Raw genomic sequence first — 15,678 nt, forward strand, 5'->3', positions numbered from 1 at the left:
GAAGGACTCGCCCGGACCGCGTCTTCGGCCACACTTGACCGAAAGGCGGGTCAGCGGGCCAGGATGGCGGCCACGCGCTCGCGTACGGACGGGGTGTCGAGGCCGCGGACGGTCAGCGTGGTGCGGCGACGGACCACGTCGTCGACCGTGACCGCCCACTCGTGGTCGCGGGCGTAGACCGCCTGAGCCCAGATGTCGGGGCCGTCGGGGTGGATGCGCTCGCCCAGGCCGGGGTCGTCGCGGATGAGCCGGGCCAGGTCGAAGGCGATCGAGCCGTAGTGGGAGGCGAGGTGGCGGGCCACCAGGGGGTCCATGCGGGCGTCGGGGTCGCGCTCGGTCCACAGCCGCATGGCCACCGCGTCGGGGCTCGCCAGCCCCGGCAGCGGCACGGCCGGCAGGATGTCGGCCAGGTCGTCGCCGAGCGGGTGGCCGGGCAGGTGGGCGAGCGTGTCGAGGACCACCCGGCCGATGTGGCGGTAGGTGGTCCACTTGCCGCCGGCGACCGACAGCATGCCGCCCGTGCCGCGGGTGAGCACGGTCTCGCGCTTGGCCGCGGTCACCTGGCCGGGGCCGCCGGGGAGCACACGCAGGCCGGCGAAGGAGTAGGTGATGTCGTCGCGGCCCAGCTGGGAGCCGAGCACGGCGTGGCCGGCCTCGTCGAGGATCTGCGTGATGTCGGCCTCGGTGGGGCGCACCCCGGCCGGGTCGCCCTCGTAGGGCTCGTCGGTGGTGCCCAGCAGGAGGTGGTCCTCCCACGGGATGGCGAACGACACGCGGTACTTGTCGATCGGGATGGTCAGCGCGGCCTTCCAGGGCTCGTGGCGGCGCAGCACCAGGTGGGCGCCCTTGGACAGGCGGATGCTGGGCTCGGCGCCGGGGTCTTCCATGCGGCGCAGGTGGTCGATCCACGGGCCGGTCGCGTTGAGCACCAGCCGGGCCGACACGCCGAACTCGCCGCCGTCGAGCCGGTCGCGCAGCTCGGCGCCGGTGACGGTGGCGCCGGTCTTGCGCAGCCCGACGACCTCGGCGTGGTTGAGCACGGTCGCGCCCGCGTCGACGGCGGCGCGCACGGTCATGACCGCGACCCGGCTGTCGTTCATCTGGTGGTCGCCGTAGACGGCGGCGGAGCGCAGGCCGTCCATCTTGAGCGCGGGCACCCTGGCCTGCGCCTGCTGCGGCGTGATCACCTTGCCGACGCCGTCGCCGAACACCGACAGCGCGGAGTAGAGGAACACGCCCGCGCCGAGCTTGGCCGCGCCGTGAGGGCCCCCGCGGTAGATCGGGACCACGAACGTGAGCGGTTTGACCAGGTGGGGGGCGATGTCGCCGGCCAGCGCCCGGCGCTCCCTGTGGTTCTCCGCGACGAGCTTGACGTTGCCGGTCTGGAGGTAGCGCAGGCCTCCGTGGACGAGTTTGGACGAGGCGCTGGAGGTGGCCCCGGCGAAGTCGCCGGCGTCGACCATGGCGACGCGCAGCCCCGCCTGGGCGGCCATCCAGGTGACGGACGTGCCCAGGATGCCGCCGCCGATGACGAGCAGGTCGTAGGAGACCCGGCTCAGCTCCTCGCGCGTCTCGGCGCGAGTGGTCATCGCGGCGGTGCTATTGGCGATCATGTGGTGCTCCAGTCGAGGCGGCGCCTCTATGATCTCACGCGGCCGGCGGTCGATCGGGCCCGGCGCTCTCGCCGCCCCGGGTCACGTCGGGGGCGCGGTGCTCGTACGGGGTGCTCAGCACCACGGTGGTCCGGGTGGACACGTTGGCGGCGGCCCTGATCTGCTGCAGGAGCTCCTCCAGCGCCACGGGGGACCCCACGCGGACCTTGAGGATGTAACTCTCGTCGCCCGCGACGCTGTGGCACGCCTCGATCGCGCTCAGGTGGGCCAGCCGGTCGGGGGCGTCGTCGGGGGCGGCCGGGTCGATCGGCTTGATCGAGATGAACGCGGTCAGCGGCAGCCCGATCGCGTCATGGTCGACGATCGCGGCGTAGCCGCGCACCACGCCGCGCTTCTCCAGGCGGCGCACCCGCTGGTGGACCGCCGAGACCGAGAGCCCGGTCTCCCTGGCCAGGTCGGTAAAGCTCATCCGGCCGTCGCGGGCCAGCAGCGCGACGATCCGGCGATCGATCTCCTCCATCGGTCAAAGGTAGCCGGTCGCGTTCACGACATGGACCCGACGGGAGAGGCGCCCATGCGCATCGCGTGCTCGACGAGGGTGACGAGCACGTCCCTGCCGGACTCGCGGCGGCGGGCGTCGCAGCGCACGATCGGCACGCCGGGGTCGAGGCCGAGCGCCTGGCGCACCTCGCCGATGGTGAAGGGGCGGGCGCCGTCGAAGCAGTTCAGCGCCACCACGAAGGGCTGGCCGCGCTTCTCGAAGTAGTCGATGGCCGGGAAGCAGTCGGCCAGGCGGCGGGTGTCGGCCAGCACGACGGCGCCGAGCGCGCCCAGCGCCAGTTCGTCCCAGACGAAGAAGAACCGTTCCTGGCCGGGGGTGCCGAACAGGTAGAGGGTGTAGTCGCCGCGGATCGTGATGCGGCCGAAGTCCATGGCCACGGTGGTGGTGGGCTTGGTCTCCACCCCGGTCAGGTCGTCGACGGTGACGCCGGCGTGGGTGAGCATCTCCTCGGTGCGCACGGTCCTGGTCTCCGACACCGCGCCGACCATGGTGGTCTTGCCCGCGCCGAAGCCGCCGGCGATCAAGATCTTGATCGGGACGGGCAGCCGCCAGTGATCAGAGCGCCCGAAGTCCATCCAGCACCGCCTGTACGTCCCTCCGCGGCCGTGCCGCGCCCGCACGCCTCGGCCCGATCAACGGTGCTTGTCAAGGCGAGTCAGGGAGATCCATCTGCCTGGCATCGAGTCACCCTAGCAATGCCGTAAACCCCACTCAAGCACCCATGCCTCTTAAAAATCAATATGTAACTTTTGTCGCCTACAGCACCTTCAGGTGGGGCGGATTTCTCCACCGAGTAAACCCGGTTGTCAGGGCATCGAACCGCTTCACCACTTCTGATGGTCATAGCCCGAAATATTGTGATAACCAGCACTAAAGCCGATTTGTCGCCACAAGTAGGTGGCCGTGCGCGGGCTGCGCTCCCGTACCCCGTGGATCAGCTCGCCCGCGTCGCGGGCGAGGCCGGTCATGGCCTCGTTCACGTCGGCCCTCGCCACCCCGAGCAGCAGCACGTTGAGCCCGCCCCAGCTCAGGTCCCTGCGGTACGAGGCGAGGTCGCCGAGCAGGTGGAGGTAGCGCTGCACCTGCTCGCTGGCCGGGCGCAGGTCCTCCAGGTGATCCCTGACCCACGCGTCGCCGGCGTAGATGAGGTGGGACAGGTCGACGAAGCAGGTGCCGCGGCTGTCGGCGTTGCCGACGTAGCGGTCGAGTGAGACCTCGGCCGCGGTGTCGCGCCACACCCACGCCCTGCCCATCCCCGCCAGGGTCCTGCCGAGCTGCTCGCGCCAGAGCCAGTGCAGGTCGGCGAACTCCTGGACGGTGGCCAGCTCGTCGCGCAGGTCGGCCAGGAAGCGGGTGACGGCCGCCCTGGGAGCGGCGCCGTCGGCGACCGCCAGGCAGTCGCCGATCAGCTCGTTCACCTGCTCGCGGGTGGTGGCCGTGTGGTCGACGAGCCGGTCCAGGGCGAGCACCCACAGCGCGGCGCGGTTGACCACCTTGAGCCGCTCCGCCGTGGCCCACGGCGCCCCGAACGCGCTCGTCAGGGTCAGAGCCGAGTAGATTTCCGGGCCGAACGCCGCCCCCGGGAAAAGGCCTCCGTACATCTGGGCACAGCGCCGCAGGTCTCTGTCGCACTCGGCCGCCAGCGCGCACGTGCGGCCGAGTTCGAAGGCCTCGTCAAGCTCGCCGGGGGTCCTCACGGCCGCTCGGTCGGGAACATCGGCGACTCCCCCCAATAACCGGCTGATATCGCTGTGTAGCGAATTGTCACATGATCAGCATCATCCGATCAAGGTACAGCAGCGTGGCGTCAGGCCCCGATGGCGATGAACGAGACGTCGTCGCCCCTCGCCCGCCTCAGCGCCTCGGCCAGGCCCAGTCCGCTGCTGAGCCCGGCGTGCAGCCGGACCATGAGCGGGACCGCGTTCTCGTCGTTGACCGGCACCACGCTGGCGACGATGCCCGCGGTGCCGAGGTGGAGCAGCGCGGTGGCCAGGCCGAGCAGCTCGTCGGCGCCCACGGCGGCCATCTGGGCGGAGTCGCAGCTGGACAGGACGAGCCGGTAGGGGGCGCGGCGCAGGCGTTCGAGGTCGTAGCCGGTGAGCGGGCCGTCGTCGAGATGGAGCGAGGAGAACATCGGGCTGTCGGCGCGGAAGGTGCCGTGGGCGGCCACGTGCGCGAGCCGGCAGCCGTCCATGGCTTCCAGCACCGCCTGCGCCGTGGCCGTGCCTCCTTCCAGCACGGTGGGCCCCGGGTCCTCGTACAGCTCCTCGATGGCCTGGATCTCGGCCTTGGCGTTGGGCACGTCAGGCCCGCCGACGAGGACGACGCCGCCGGGTGGCGGCGCCGACGCGCGGGCGCGCAGCCAGGCGGCGGCGGACGGCGCCACGCTGAAGGCGGTCTCCCGCAGCGACGGGAGCAGCCCCCACGGCGCGGCGTGCAGCACGCTGGGCGGCACCACCACGCACGGCCCGCCGGCCAGCAGGGGGGCGACCGGCCCGAGCACGGCCTCCTCCAGCCGCCGTCCCAGCGCGGCCAGCTCCCCCGGGTCGGGCCGGAGCTGGTAGGCGAGGCGGCGCAGCCGGGACCGGGCGAACTCCGTCTCGGCGACCGCCCGCTCGGCCGGCCCGACGGCGTAGGAGCGCACCCGCCCGTCGCCGCACAGCAGCACGTGCAGGGTGCCGTCGATGAGCACCAGCTCGGCGAGCCGCCCGCCGGGGCCGAGCGCGTCCAGCACCCGGCGGCAGTCGAAGCCGCGTTCCTCCCGCCAGCCGGGGCCGCGCAGGCGCAGCGTCCCGGCCCGTACCCGGGCCTCCAGCGCGGCGCGCTCGCGTTCGAGGCGAGGGGCGGAGGCGGCGCCGCCGGAACGCGCGGCGGCCAGCAGCTGGTCGACCCGGCGCAGCGCGGCGAGCCGGCCGAGCAGCTCCTGATCGTCCGCCGGCGGCGCGGGCGGCACGGCGATCGCGGTGGCGCGCCAGCGCTCGGTCCAGCCGAGCAGCTCGCGGCTGCGTCCGGCGCGGCGCAGGTGGCGCAGCGCGAGCTCGACCAGTTCGGCGCCCTGGGCGGTGACGAGCGCGCGCAGCTCCGACGAGCCGAACGTGAGCCGGTGCTCCTCGATCAGCTCGAGCCCGGCCCGGCAGGCGCGCAGCAGCCGGCGCGGCTGCCCGGCCGCCTCGGCCAGCAGCGCCTCGGCCAGCCACCCGCCGGCCCGCGCGGTGGCGGACCCGCCGTGCCTGGCCCGCGCCGCGGCGGTCAGGTGGCTGTCGGCCTCGGCGGTCCGGCCCAGCTTCAGCGCGATCCGGCCGGCCAGCAGGTGAGCCTGCCACGCGTCGGGAGAGCCGAGCTCGCCGAGCCGGCCGGCGAGGCGGCGGGCGTCGGCGAGCAGCCGCGGCGTGGCCCCCTCCGCCAGCCCGGCCTGGACGAGGATGAGCCGGGCGTGCTCGGCCCACCAGGCGCGCCGCTGCCTCGCGAACAGCGCCCGGGCCTCGGCGGCGCGCTCGCGGGCGGTCGCCGGGTCGGCGGCCAGCAGCGCGGCCCTGGCGGCGAGCAGCAGCAGCTCGGCCCGCCGGGTGGCCTGGCCGCGCAGCCGGGCGATCAGCCGCAGCCCGGCGTCGGCCTGCTCCAGCGCCTCGCGGGCGAGTCCGGCGGCGAGCATGACCGCGCACCGGTCGGCGACCAGGTCGGGCATCGGGGTGCCGAGCCGCTGGAACCCCTGGTCGGCCTCGTCGAGCAGGGCCAGCGCGGTGGGCAGGTCGCCGGCCACGAAGGCGGCGACGCCCCGGTTCTGCACGGCGACGACCGAGTCGTGCTCCTGCCTGGTGGTGGCGAACATGCGCTGCGCGGTGCGGAAGTCGGCGTCGGCGGCCCGCACGCCGCCGAGCGCGAGCTGCACGTGGCCGCGCAGGCTGAGCGCGCGGGCGGCCCAGACGGTGTCGCCGGCCCGGCGCAGCGCGGGCGCGGCCACCCCGAGGTCGTCGAGCGCGTCGCCGTGCCGGCCGAGGATCCAGCGGGCCCCGGCCCGCCGGAAGAGGACGCGGGCGCGGGTGGTGCCGGTGGCCCGGCCTGCGGCGGAGTCGAGCGCCGACAGCCCGGAACGGGTGCGGCCGTGGTGCACGAGCGCGATGCCGAGGGTGGCGAGCACGTCGGCCTCCCGGTCCGGCGAGCCGGACCTGCGCGCCAGCCGCACGGCCTGCCGCAGCTCGCCGATCGCGGCCTCGATGTCGCCGAACTCGCGGTGCAGGATGCCGATCGCCTGCCGCGCGATCGAGGAGTCGTACGGGCCGCGCCGCCCCGCGAGGATGGCCCTGGCGGCCTGGAGCGCCTCTTTGGGGCGCGCGAACACCATGGCGAGCACGTCGTGTGAATCGCCGGGTTCGCGGGGCCCAGACACGCATAGATGGTAGAGCCGCCCCAGGCCCGCGTCCACGTGGTGTATCAACCGTCGGCACGGGCGCTCATAAGTGTCGGGGCGGCCTGATGGACTGGCCTCCCGCCGGCCAAGGCGACACTCCCCGGGAGGAACCGACGATGACGACACCGGATCCGGGTGGCGACGCCCGCTTCTGGACTCAGCTGGAGATGGTGAACGCCGCCCTGCCCGACGGCCTGCGCGCGGTCGCCGGGCCGGAGGGCGCCACGCCCGGCTCCTCGGTCGCGCCCGGATACGCCGAGCTCGACGGCCACGTCCTGGTGCCCGCGCAGGACCTGGAGCGGGCGGGCAACATGGTCCAGGACCTGGTGCCGGGCGAGGCCGACCCGCGGGTGGTGTGGCCGCCCGAGCACGACGCGGGCCGGGTGTCGGTGCGCCGCCTGTACGTGGGCGACCGCAGCGCCCGGCTGGTCGCCGACACGCTCACCGCGCGCCGGATGCGGGCCACGCCGGTCCACCTGGTCTCGGTGGCCGGGGTCAACCTGTGCCCCGGCGACGAGCCCGTGCCGGCCTCCGGGCCGCTGCGGCCGCCGCCGGGCGCCCGCGACGCCGGCGCCGGGGTGCGGGTGACCGTGCTCGACACCGGGCTGGTGCCCGGCTACCTCGACCACCCGTGGCTGGCGGCGGGTTCCGGCGACCCCGCGATCCCGGCCGTCGACGGCGACGTCACCGACGAGGTCGCAGGCGGCGTGATCGGCCCGTACACCGGGCACGGCACGTTCGTCGCGGGGGTGGTGCGCTGCACCGCGCCGGCCGCCGACGTGCGCGTCCACCGGACGTTCCCGTACGCGGGCGCGGTGCCGGAGGACGAGCTGGGGCTGGCCGTCCGTGACACGCTCGGCGCCCACGGCTGGCCCGACATCGTGTCGTTGTCGGCGGGCACCCGCACGCGCGACGCGGCGGCGCTGCTCGGCCTGGCCGACTTCATGGCCGAGCTGACGCTGCACCCGGAGACGGTGCTGGTGGCGGCGGCGGGCAACGACGGCGGCACCGACCCGTTCTGGCCCGCCGCCTACGCCGGGCAGCCGGTCAACGCCTCCGGCGACCTGGTGGTGTCGGTGGGCGCGCTGCGCGAGGATGGCCTGGGCAGGGCGTGCTTCAGCAACCACGGCGACTGGGTGACCGTGTACGCGCAGGGCGAGCGGCTGGTGAACGCGTTCGCCTCCGGCCAGTACACCTACGGCTACCCGCACAGCGCGTCCTGCCGCCACTCGGACACCCCTCTCTACTCCGGCTGCACCTGCGTGGGGGTGATGAAGGCGGGCGACACGGCCACGTTCACCGGGCTCGCGCAGTGGAGCGGCACCTCCTTCGCCACCCCGATCGTGGCCGGGCTGATCGCGGCCCGGATGTCCGAGGCCGGCATCTCGTCGCGGCAGGCCGCGCGCCAGCTCGTGGCGGGCCGGCTGCCCGTACCGGATCTCAGCGGTTACCTGCGGTGACGGGACGTTCTCCTGTCCTGGAGCGGCTCACGAAATATCATGAGCTTTCCGCCCCTGGACCGAAAAGGACGTTGGACGACACCGTGGAAGACACCGCGCTGGACGACACCGCAGCCCTCGTCAAAGCAGCCGCCGGCGGGGAGGCCGACGCCTGGAGGGAGCTCTACCAGCGCTTCAGCGGCCTGGTGTGGGCGGTTTCCCGCGCCTACCTGCCGGTTGCGGCCGACGCCCAGGACGTCGCGCAGACCACCTGGTTCCGGTTCGCCGAGAATCTCACCAGGATCCGCGACCCCGAACGGGCCGGAGCCTGGCTGGCCGCCACGGCCAGGAACGAAGCGCTGCGCGTGATCCGCACCAGCGGCCGGGCCATCCCGGTCAGCGACGTCGCGCTGATCGGGTTCGACGTGGACGAGCGCTCGCCCGAGCTGCTGCTGCTGGAAGCCGAGGAGGAGGTCGCGGAGGCCGAGCGCGCCCAGGAGGTCTGGGCGGCCTTCCAGGAGCTGTCGGAGCGCTGCCGGCTCCTGCTGCGCGTCCTCATAGCCTCGCCGAAGCCCACCTACCAGGAAGTCGCCACCGGCCTGGGCATCGCGGTGGGCAGCGTCGGTCCCATGCGGGGACGCTGCCTGAAGCGGCTCGGAACGCTGGTGGAACGACGCGGAGTATCCGGGAGTTCCGAGTGAACGACATGGATGACGACCTCGCTCTGGAGAACGAGCTGCGCGTGATCGCGCGCCTGCTGGATCCGGTGCCGCCGCAGCTGATGGAGGACGCCATGCAGGCGTTCACGCTCCGGACGCTCGACGCCGAGCTGGCCCTGCTCGCCTTCGACTCGTGGGACGAGCAGGCCGCGACGCGGGTCCGCGGATCGGGCGCGCCCCGGCTGCTGACGTTCCGCACGGCGACGGTGGAGGTGGAGATGGAGGTGTCGGGGCCGCGCCTGATGGGGCGGCTGGTCCCGGCCGAGGAGACGGACATCCGCGTGCAGCGCCGCGACGGTGAGCAGCGGGTGCGTTCCGACGCGCTGGGCCGTTTCACCGCCGACGCCCTCGCACCCGGCCCGCTCCGGCTCCGGGTGGTCCCGCGCGGGGGCGGGCCCGTCGTCACCTCCTGGATCCGCGTCTGACGGGTCCATCGGGTGGCGGATTCCCCATGCGGTGGGAATGACCGGGTGCGCGCTGTGTGCGCGCACCCGGCCGTGCGTGGCGGGCGTTCCCGGCGATGCCGCCAGGACCCTTGGATGAGCATCGCCGTTCCCGCCGCCACGCGGCTTCGTGGCCGGCCGCGCCGGTCCCCTCCTCCCGGCGCGGCCGTCACCGTGCGGGAGCCGGGCAGGCTCCCGCCTCAGGACCCGGCTAGGGGTTCTCCCCGTAGGCGGCCAGCCGGGCGGCCAGCGCCACCCTGGAGCCGATGCCGAGCTTGGTGTAGATCTTCCCGATGTGGTATTCGACGGTCTTGACGCTGATGAGCAGCTCGCGGGCGATCTGCCGGTTGGTCAGCCCGTCGGCCACCAGCGTCGCGGTGCTGAACTCCTGCGGCGTCAGCCCCAGCCGCGCCGTCACCGCCGGCTCCAGCCCGCACGCCTCCAGTTCCTGCGCGCACCGCGCGACCATGGGCCTGGCCCCCAGCCCCGCGAAGTCCGCCCGCGCGGCCTGCAACCGCTCGGCCGCCAGCCTCCTCCTTCCGGTACGGCGCAGCAGCCGGCCCAGGTCGAGCAGCACACGTGCCTCCTCCATGCGGCATCCGGAGTCGCCCGCGAGTTCGAGCGCGGCGGTGAAGCGTTCCTCGGCGGCGGCTGGAACGTTCCGCGCGGCGAACAGCAGACCTTCGAGCCTGGCCCGCTGGGCCCGCGCCCGGGGCCCGTCACCGGCGTCGGCCAGGCCGTCGAGCACGACCTGCGCCTCCTGCAGCGCGCCCTCCGCCACGAACGTCTCGACGAGCTGCGGCCGCGGGTCGGGCACGAACGCGTCCCCGGCGGTGGGCGGCGCCGCCCCGGCCCCGAGCACGGCCATGGCCAGATCAGCCTGCGTCTCGCCGAGCACGCTGCGCTGGCGCCCGGCCTCCTCCCGCGCCGCCGTGACGTGCGCCAGCGCCCGGTCGTGCTCGCCCCTGGCGGCCAGCGGCGCCACGCACACCACCTCCAGGCACGGCAGCAGCCACCGCTGCCCCAGCCCTGCGGCCTCGGCCACGGCCCGCTCGGCCCGCTCGACCGCGTCGTCCCAGCGACCGTCGCGGTACTCGGCCACGGCCAGCAGGGCGAGCGCGAGCAGCCGGTGGCAGGGCAGCCCGGCCTCGGCCAGCTCGCCCGCCGCCCGGTCGAGCACCTCGCGGGCCGGGCCGACCTCGTCCTCGCGCAGCAGCCGCACCGCCTCGGCCAGGCTCCCCGGAGGCGCCTGCGGGCACAGGTCCCCGGCCAGGGCCAGCACGTCGTACGGTCGCGCGGCGCGGCTCTGGATCGGCTGGTCGAGCGCCAGCCTCGCCCACCGGGCCGCCTCCGGCCGGTCGTCGCCGAGCAGGCGCAGCCACGCGAGCCGCTCGGCGACGTCGGCCGCGTACGGCGGCTCCCGGTGCGACCACGCCTCCTCCAGCAGCCTCCCGGCGTCCTCCAGGCGGCCCTCGGCCAGGGCGAGCCTGCCGAGCACGTAGCGGCGCACGGGGCGCGGGTCGGCGTTCGGCGACGCGGCCAGCTGGGCGGCGCGGACGACGTCGCCGCCGACCAGGACGTGCTCCAGGGCCGTGGTGCGCAGCTCGTCGCGCCTTCCGGCGGAGTGGGTGAGCCCGGCGGCCAGCTCCAGGTGGGTGGCGGCCTCGTGCCACAGCCCGTGCTGCGCCTCCTTGGCCGCGTACCGGGCGAGTTCCTCGGCCAGCCCTTCGTCGGGGCCGGACGCGGCGGCGGCCCGGTGGCGCAGCTCGGCGCCGGTGTCGCCGGCGATCCGGGCGGCGGCCAGATGGAGCCGCGCCCGCGTCCCGGCTCCGAGAGCGTCGTAGGCTGCGGCCCTCCCCAGCGGTTCCCGGAACCGGATCGCCCGCCCGGCCTCCTCGACCAGGACCCCGGCCTCCACCGCGTTCTCCAGCGCGTCCAGCTCCGGTGTCCGGGCGCCGGTCGCTCCCTCCGTACGCGCTCCGGTCTCCGGGGAGTGGTCGGCTCCAGCCCTCGCCGCTGTGCCGGCCATCGCCCTGGCCACCGTGGCGGCCTCGTACAGGGTGCAGCCGTCCCCCAGCACCGCGCACGCCGCGATGAGCGCCCGCGCCCTCGGCCCGCAGGATCGCAGCCGCCGCGTGAACGTGGCCGCGTACGTGACGGGGGCGGGCAGCCGCACCCCTGGATCGGCGAGCGCCGACGCCGGGAAGGCGGCGAGCATCGCGCGGGCGTGCAGCGGGTTGCCCAGGGTGTGCGCGTGCAGCCGCGCCGCCGCCTGTGGGGGCAGCGTCTCCCTGGCGGACGCCTGGCCCGTGCTCGCCCCTGTGGCGCCGGGTCCCCTGCTCAGCACCATGAGCGCCGGCCCGGCGCGCCCGCTCTCCTCCCCGGGCGGCGGCTCCCCGTTCTTCTCTCCCCCCGGGAGCCGCCGCCTCGTACCGGCCGCCTTTCCAGGACTCCCCATGTCCTTCGGCGGCCGTCCCCCGGTCGCGCCCTCAGGCGCCCGTTCGGGCAGCCTGGCCAGTTCCGCGACCGAGAGTCCCTGGAGGGAGATCCGGCAGGCGCCGTCGCCGGTCAGCAGCCGCCGCAGACCCACCGGCAGCCACGGATCGTCGGCGTCGCGGCAGGCGACCAGCACCAGCACCCGCTCGCCGCCGAGCCTCCGCACGGTGTAGCAGAGCGCGCGCAGCGACGGCCGGTCGGCCCACTGCGCGTCGTCCACCAGCACGACCACGGGCCCGTCGGCCTGCGAGCGGCGGATCGCCTCACACATGGCCTGGCCGACGGTCCACGGATCGTCCCCCGCCACGTCGGGCAGCAACTGGCGGACGATCCCGTACCGCAGGTGCCGTTCGCCGGCGTCGCCGCAGGCGGCGAGCGTCCGGACCTTGGAAGCGTCGCCGAGCGCTTGCCGGATGAGAGCGGTCTTGCCGATGCCTTCCGGCCCTTCGACCACCGCCCTGCGGGCAGGCCCGGCGGCCGACAGGCGCAGCTCGGCTCGTAGCAGGTCGAGCTCGGCTTCTCTCCCCACGAACATCGCTTCCTCCCTCCCTCGCCTTTCCCAGAGGTGGTTGGAGCGGATTTGATACACCTTTGAATCACGGTGTGGCAGCGGTCACACTCGCGCGGGCAGCGGCTGCCGTTTGCGCAGGAGAGGCCGGCCGTGAACCGCCGCCCGGCCACGACGGCACCGCGGACAACACCAGCACCGCCCCGGCCGGCGTGATCCCCGCCGCGTAGCCGCGGCTGCCCGCCCCGGCTTCGGCCCCACGATCGCCCGGCCGTCAGCCGCTGACGAGTTCCAGGAGACGGCGGGCTTCCTCGGCCATCCTGCTGCCTCCCCGGCGGGCCGCCACCTCGGCCAGCCGTTCGATCCCGGGCCGTCCCCGCACCGGGGCCAACGGTGGCAGGGGGCCTGCCGTCCGCGCGTACGCCGCGGTCTCGGCGGCGACCGCCAGCAGGCCCGCCAGACCGGCGCGGGGCCGCTCGCCCGGCGCGGGCAGCAGCGCGGGCAGAGCTTCGGCGAGAACACCCCACACCCCCGTGTACGCGCCGGCGGTCGTGGCCTGCTGCAGCGCCTCGGTCAGTGCGCCCAGCCTGACCGCGTCCGCGCCGAGGAGCTGGACGACGGTCCGGCCCGCGGCGGCGGCGGGCAGCTCGCCCCGGGTGGTCAGCGTGACGAGCGCGTCGACGGCGTGGCCGCGCCGCTCCGGCCGGCGGTGGCCGAGGCCGAAGGTGACGACGGCCGCCACCGCGTCGCCTGCGGGTCCGTCAGCGTGCGCGAGCGCCGCCACGATCGCCTGGACCCCGTCGCTGCGGCTGAAGCCCTGAGGGAGGAAGCGGGCCAGATGGGCGGCGACGACCTCCCGGTGCGACGGCATGATCGCGGGCCACGCCGCCATGGTGTGCGGGTACGACAGGTAGCGCGTCCCCTCGAACGGCGTCCACAGCTCGGCGATCGGCGGCGGGATCTCTCGCGGCGCCGCGATCCGGCCGTCCACCTCTACGGACGCGGAACCGTACTGATTCGCCCTCGTCCGCACCTGGCACGTCACGTCGGGATCGGGCAGGCCGCCACGGCGCAGCCAGTGGGCCAGCGCCCGTCCGGGCGCGGACCCGAGCCGGTCGGCGCGCTCGGCCAGTGCGGGGTCGAGCCGCCGCGGCAGGCGCAGCAGGGCCTGGTGGAAGTCGGCTTCGAGCGGCTCCGCGCCGCCCGGCGACTCCATGCGCTCCAGCAGCGTCACCGGGTCGACGTGGCCGGTGGGCTCGGTGGGGGTGGCCAGCAGCACGGGGACGCTCCCGCCCGACTCGAACAGCTCGATCACCTCGTTCAGCCGCCGGGCCAGGAACCGCTGGAGCGGGTGCGGGTAGTTCCAGTGCACGTCCTGGGCGACCATGTCGTCGGGCACCCCGCTCTCGCCGGGCGCCACCACCGCCAGCGCGCACCGGGCCAGCAAGCGCTGCAGGTCCTGCTGAGGGCCGGTCAGCAGGTACGGCTGCCGCTCGGCCGCCGTCCGGTGCCACGGCCGCAGGGCCTCGGCCAGGGCGTCGCGGTCGCGGTGGGCCAGTGTGACGAGCGCGGCGAGGATCCGTTCGGCCCGCTGCAGCTCCATCTGCCAGCTCATGGCGCCCAGCTCGTACGCGACCTCGCCGGGGGTCGTGATCGGAGGAGGCAGCGGCGCGAGCCCGCCGGGCACCGGCGCGGGCGGAACCGGCCCCACCTCCTCCCGCACCGGGATCGGCCCGATGACGGCGCCCAGCCGCTCCCGCCACCGCACGGGCAGCCCGCCCGCCGCCTCCCGCACCACCTCCACCGCCTCCAACGCACCGCCCCCGGCGACGTTCTCGATGTCTCCCACCTCCCCCGCGAGGTTTTCGGCGGCCCGCCCATCCCTCATGAGGTTCTCGGTGGCCTGCGTCTCCCTGGCGAGGCCATCTCCCGCGCCGCGCGTAAGGGTCCCGCCGTCTCCTACCTCCCTCACGAGCGTCTCGAAGGGCCCCGCATCCCTCACGAGGTGCTTGGCGGCCCCCGCTTCGCTGGCGACGTCCTCGGTGGCCCGCGCTTTCCTGGAGAGGTTCTCGACGTCTCTCACCTCCCGAGTGAAGTTCTCGCCGTTTGCGACAACCGCCGGTTTCTGCGGCTGCTCGGTGGCCGGTGTGTGCGCGCGGCCCTTCGCGGGCTTCCGGCGAGGAGCGGCGGGGGACTCCGGAGTGGAAGGGGTGAGGGCCTGGTGGGCGAGGGTGGTGGCGAGGCGGGCGGCACGGTCGCGGAGTGCGGGGGACTCCTCGGTGAACACGGTGGCGAGGGCGTGCAGGGCGGCGGGGGCCCGGGAGGGCGTGGTTCGGTCGGCGATCCAGGAGAGGGCCGCGGCGACGTTCTTCTTCTCCGGGCGGAAGGCCAGCGACCGCACGGCCTCGCCGAACAGCTCGTCGTCCAGCAGCCCGGCCGCGTCGGCCCGGCGCAGCTCCCCGGTCAGCAGCCCCGCCAGCGCCGGGGACGCCGACGGCAGCAGGCGGACGAAGTCGAGCACCGGGATCTCGGTGACGTCCACGGCCAGACAGCTCCAGAGCGTCACGAACGGCGCGACCTCCTCGGGCGCTCCCCCGGCCATGAACCGGCCGGCGCAGCCGTCGACCATCGTCTCCCGCTTGACCAGCCCGTCCGCGGCCATGCCCGCCAGGCGTGCCGCCGCGGAGACGCCATGGTTGCGGGCCTCGCTCCAGTTGAGCGCGGCGGCCACCCCGGCCGCCTCGAACAGGCGGGGCGCCACGACGTCGAGCAGCGGCGGCACGTCCTGTGTCATCCAGACCGCCATGGCCAGCCGCCACGCCCAGCCCTCGGCGAACGCGTCGTTGCCGGGCGGCTCGACGCCGGTGGCCTCGACCAGCGCGGCGGCCAGCTCCCAGTTGGGCACCCGTTCGTCGGACCCGCGCCGCCGCACCGGCCGCAGCCCTTCCACCAGGCGCACGGCGAGGTCGGCACGCCACTCGTCCGTACGGGGGGAGAGCAGGGACACGATGCGGGCGGCGTCGGTCCGCGGGTCGCGCACCTGGCGCAGGTCCTGGCGGTCGAGCCAGTCGGCGACCTGCGCCGCCCCGCTCAGGCACGCGGCCCCGGCGGCGCGCAACCTGGGGGCCCGGTCCTGCAGCCACCAGCGGCCCTCCATGCCCTCGCGCCGCACCTCGGCCACGTACGAGGGCAGGTGCGCGGCGACGGCTCGCCTGCCGAGGTCGTTGAGCGAGTGCAGGAACGTCACCAGCTCGTCGAGCGTCCCGTCCTCGATCCGGTCGACGACCTCCCGCCACGGGTTCACCTGAGCACCTCCGCCTGGTCACGCCCGCGCAGGGGGCGTCCCAGGCGCACGATGCGCCGGAACGGCGACGGGCATGGCACGGACGCTAGCGATCACCCCCGACATTCCGCCCCACGCCGCCCACCACCCGCCCTTACGCCACGACGGGCCGGTTCGCGCGCCCCGGCATCACGACGTTGACGACAC

At 75.0% G+C, this 15,678-nt stretch carries 10 protein-coding genes; 3 read left to right on the plus strand and 7 right to left on the minus strand.

Going from position 1 to position 15,678, the window contains the following annotated elements; translation table 11 throughout:
* Positions 1-50: 50 nt before the first annotated feature.
* From KME79_RS19870 to KME79_RS19890, 5 genes are all read right to left on the minus strand, one after another.
* On the minus strand, positions 51-1,613 hold the full coding sequence (locus KME79_RS19870) for a glycerol-3-phosphate dehydrogenase/oxidase (protein WP_219545707.1): 1,563 nt from the start codon (positions 1,611-1,613) through the stop codon (positions 51-53).
* A gap of 34 nt (positions 1,614-1,647) precedes the next feature.
* Positions 1,648-2,133, minus strand: coding sequence for an Lrp/AsnC family transcriptional regulator (locus KME79_RS19875; RefSeq protein ID WP_148031442.1), 486 nt, complete (start codon positions 2,131-2,133; stop codon positions 1,648-1,650).
* 23 nt (positions 2,134-2,156) lie between these two features.
* The gene (locus KME79_RS19880) at positions 2,157-2,750 is read right to left on the minus strand and encodes a GTP-binding protein (protein WP_148031441.1); all 594 of its coding nucleotides are present in this window, start codon (positions 2,748-2,750) and stop codon (positions 2,157-2,159) included.
* 249 nt (positions 2,751-2,999) lie between these two features.
* Positions 3,000-3,872 (minus strand): isoprenoid biosynthesis enzyme family protein, encoded by an 873-nt coding sequence (locus tag KME79_RS19885; RefSeq protein ID WP_148031440.1) that lies wholly within the window; start codon positions 3,870-3,872, stop codon positions 3,000-3,002.
* Positions 3,873-3,982: 110 nt separating this feature from the next.
* Entirely contained in the window at positions 3,983-6,562 is a 2,580-nt protein-coding gene (locus KME79_RS19890) for a CHAT domain-containing protein (protein WP_219545708.1), read from the minus strand.
* A gap of 137 nt (positions 6,563-6,699) precedes the next feature.
* Here KME79_RS19890 and KME79_RS19895 point away from each other — a divergent pair, with 137 nt between their 5' ends.
* The 3 genes from KME79_RS19895 to KME79_RS19905 all read left to right on the plus strand — a co-directional run bounded on the left by KME79_RS19895 (position 6,700) and on the right by KME79_RS19905 (position 9,166).
* Positions 6,700-8,043 carry a S8/S53 family peptidase gene (locus KME79_RS19895; RefSeq protein WP_219545709.1) on the plus strand — a complete coding sequence of 448 codons (1,344 nt, stop codon included), beginning with the start codon at positions 6,700-6,702 and terminating at the stop codon, positions 8,041-8,043.
* A 71-nt stretch (positions 8,044-8,114) separates the two neighbouring features.
* Positions 8,115-8,723 (plus strand): RNA polymerase sigma factor, encoded by a 609-nt coding sequence (locus tag KME79_RS19900; protein ID WP_219545710.1) that lies wholly within the window; start codon positions 8,115-8,117, stop codon positions 8,721-8,723.
* The gene (locus KME79_RS19905) at positions 8,720-9,166 is read left to right on the plus strand and encodes a hypothetical protein (RefSeq protein ID WP_187281145.1); all 447 of its coding nucleotides are present in this window, start codon (positions 8,720-8,722) and stop codon (positions 9,164-9,166) included. Before KME79_RS19900 ends, KME79_RS19905 begins: the two co-directional genes overlap by 4 nt.
* Positions 9,167-9,395: 229 nt before the next feature.
* Here KME79_RS19905 and KME79_RS46380 read toward each other — a convergent pair whose 3' ends face one another.
* On the minus strand, positions 9,396-12,215 hold the full coding sequence (locus KME79_RS46380; protein ID WP_219545711.1) for an AAA family ATPase: 2,820 nt from the start codon (positions 12,213-12,215) through the stop codon (positions 9,396-9,398).
* 247 nt (positions 12,216-12,462) lie between these two features.
* Positions 12,463-15,492: a DUF7824 domain-containing protein gene (locus KME79_RS47015; protein WP_219545712.1), complete on the minus strand. Its 3,030-nt coding sequence runs from the start codon at positions 15,490-15,492 to the stop codon at positions 12,463-12,465.
* Positions 15,493-15,678 lie beyond the last annotated feature (186 nt).

This window comes from Nonomuraea harbinensis (genome assembly GCF_019396385.1).
Taxonomy (GTDB): domain Bacteria; phylum Actinomycetota; class Actinomycetes; order Streptosporangiales; family Streptosporangiaceae; genus Nonomuraea; species Nonomuraea ferruginea.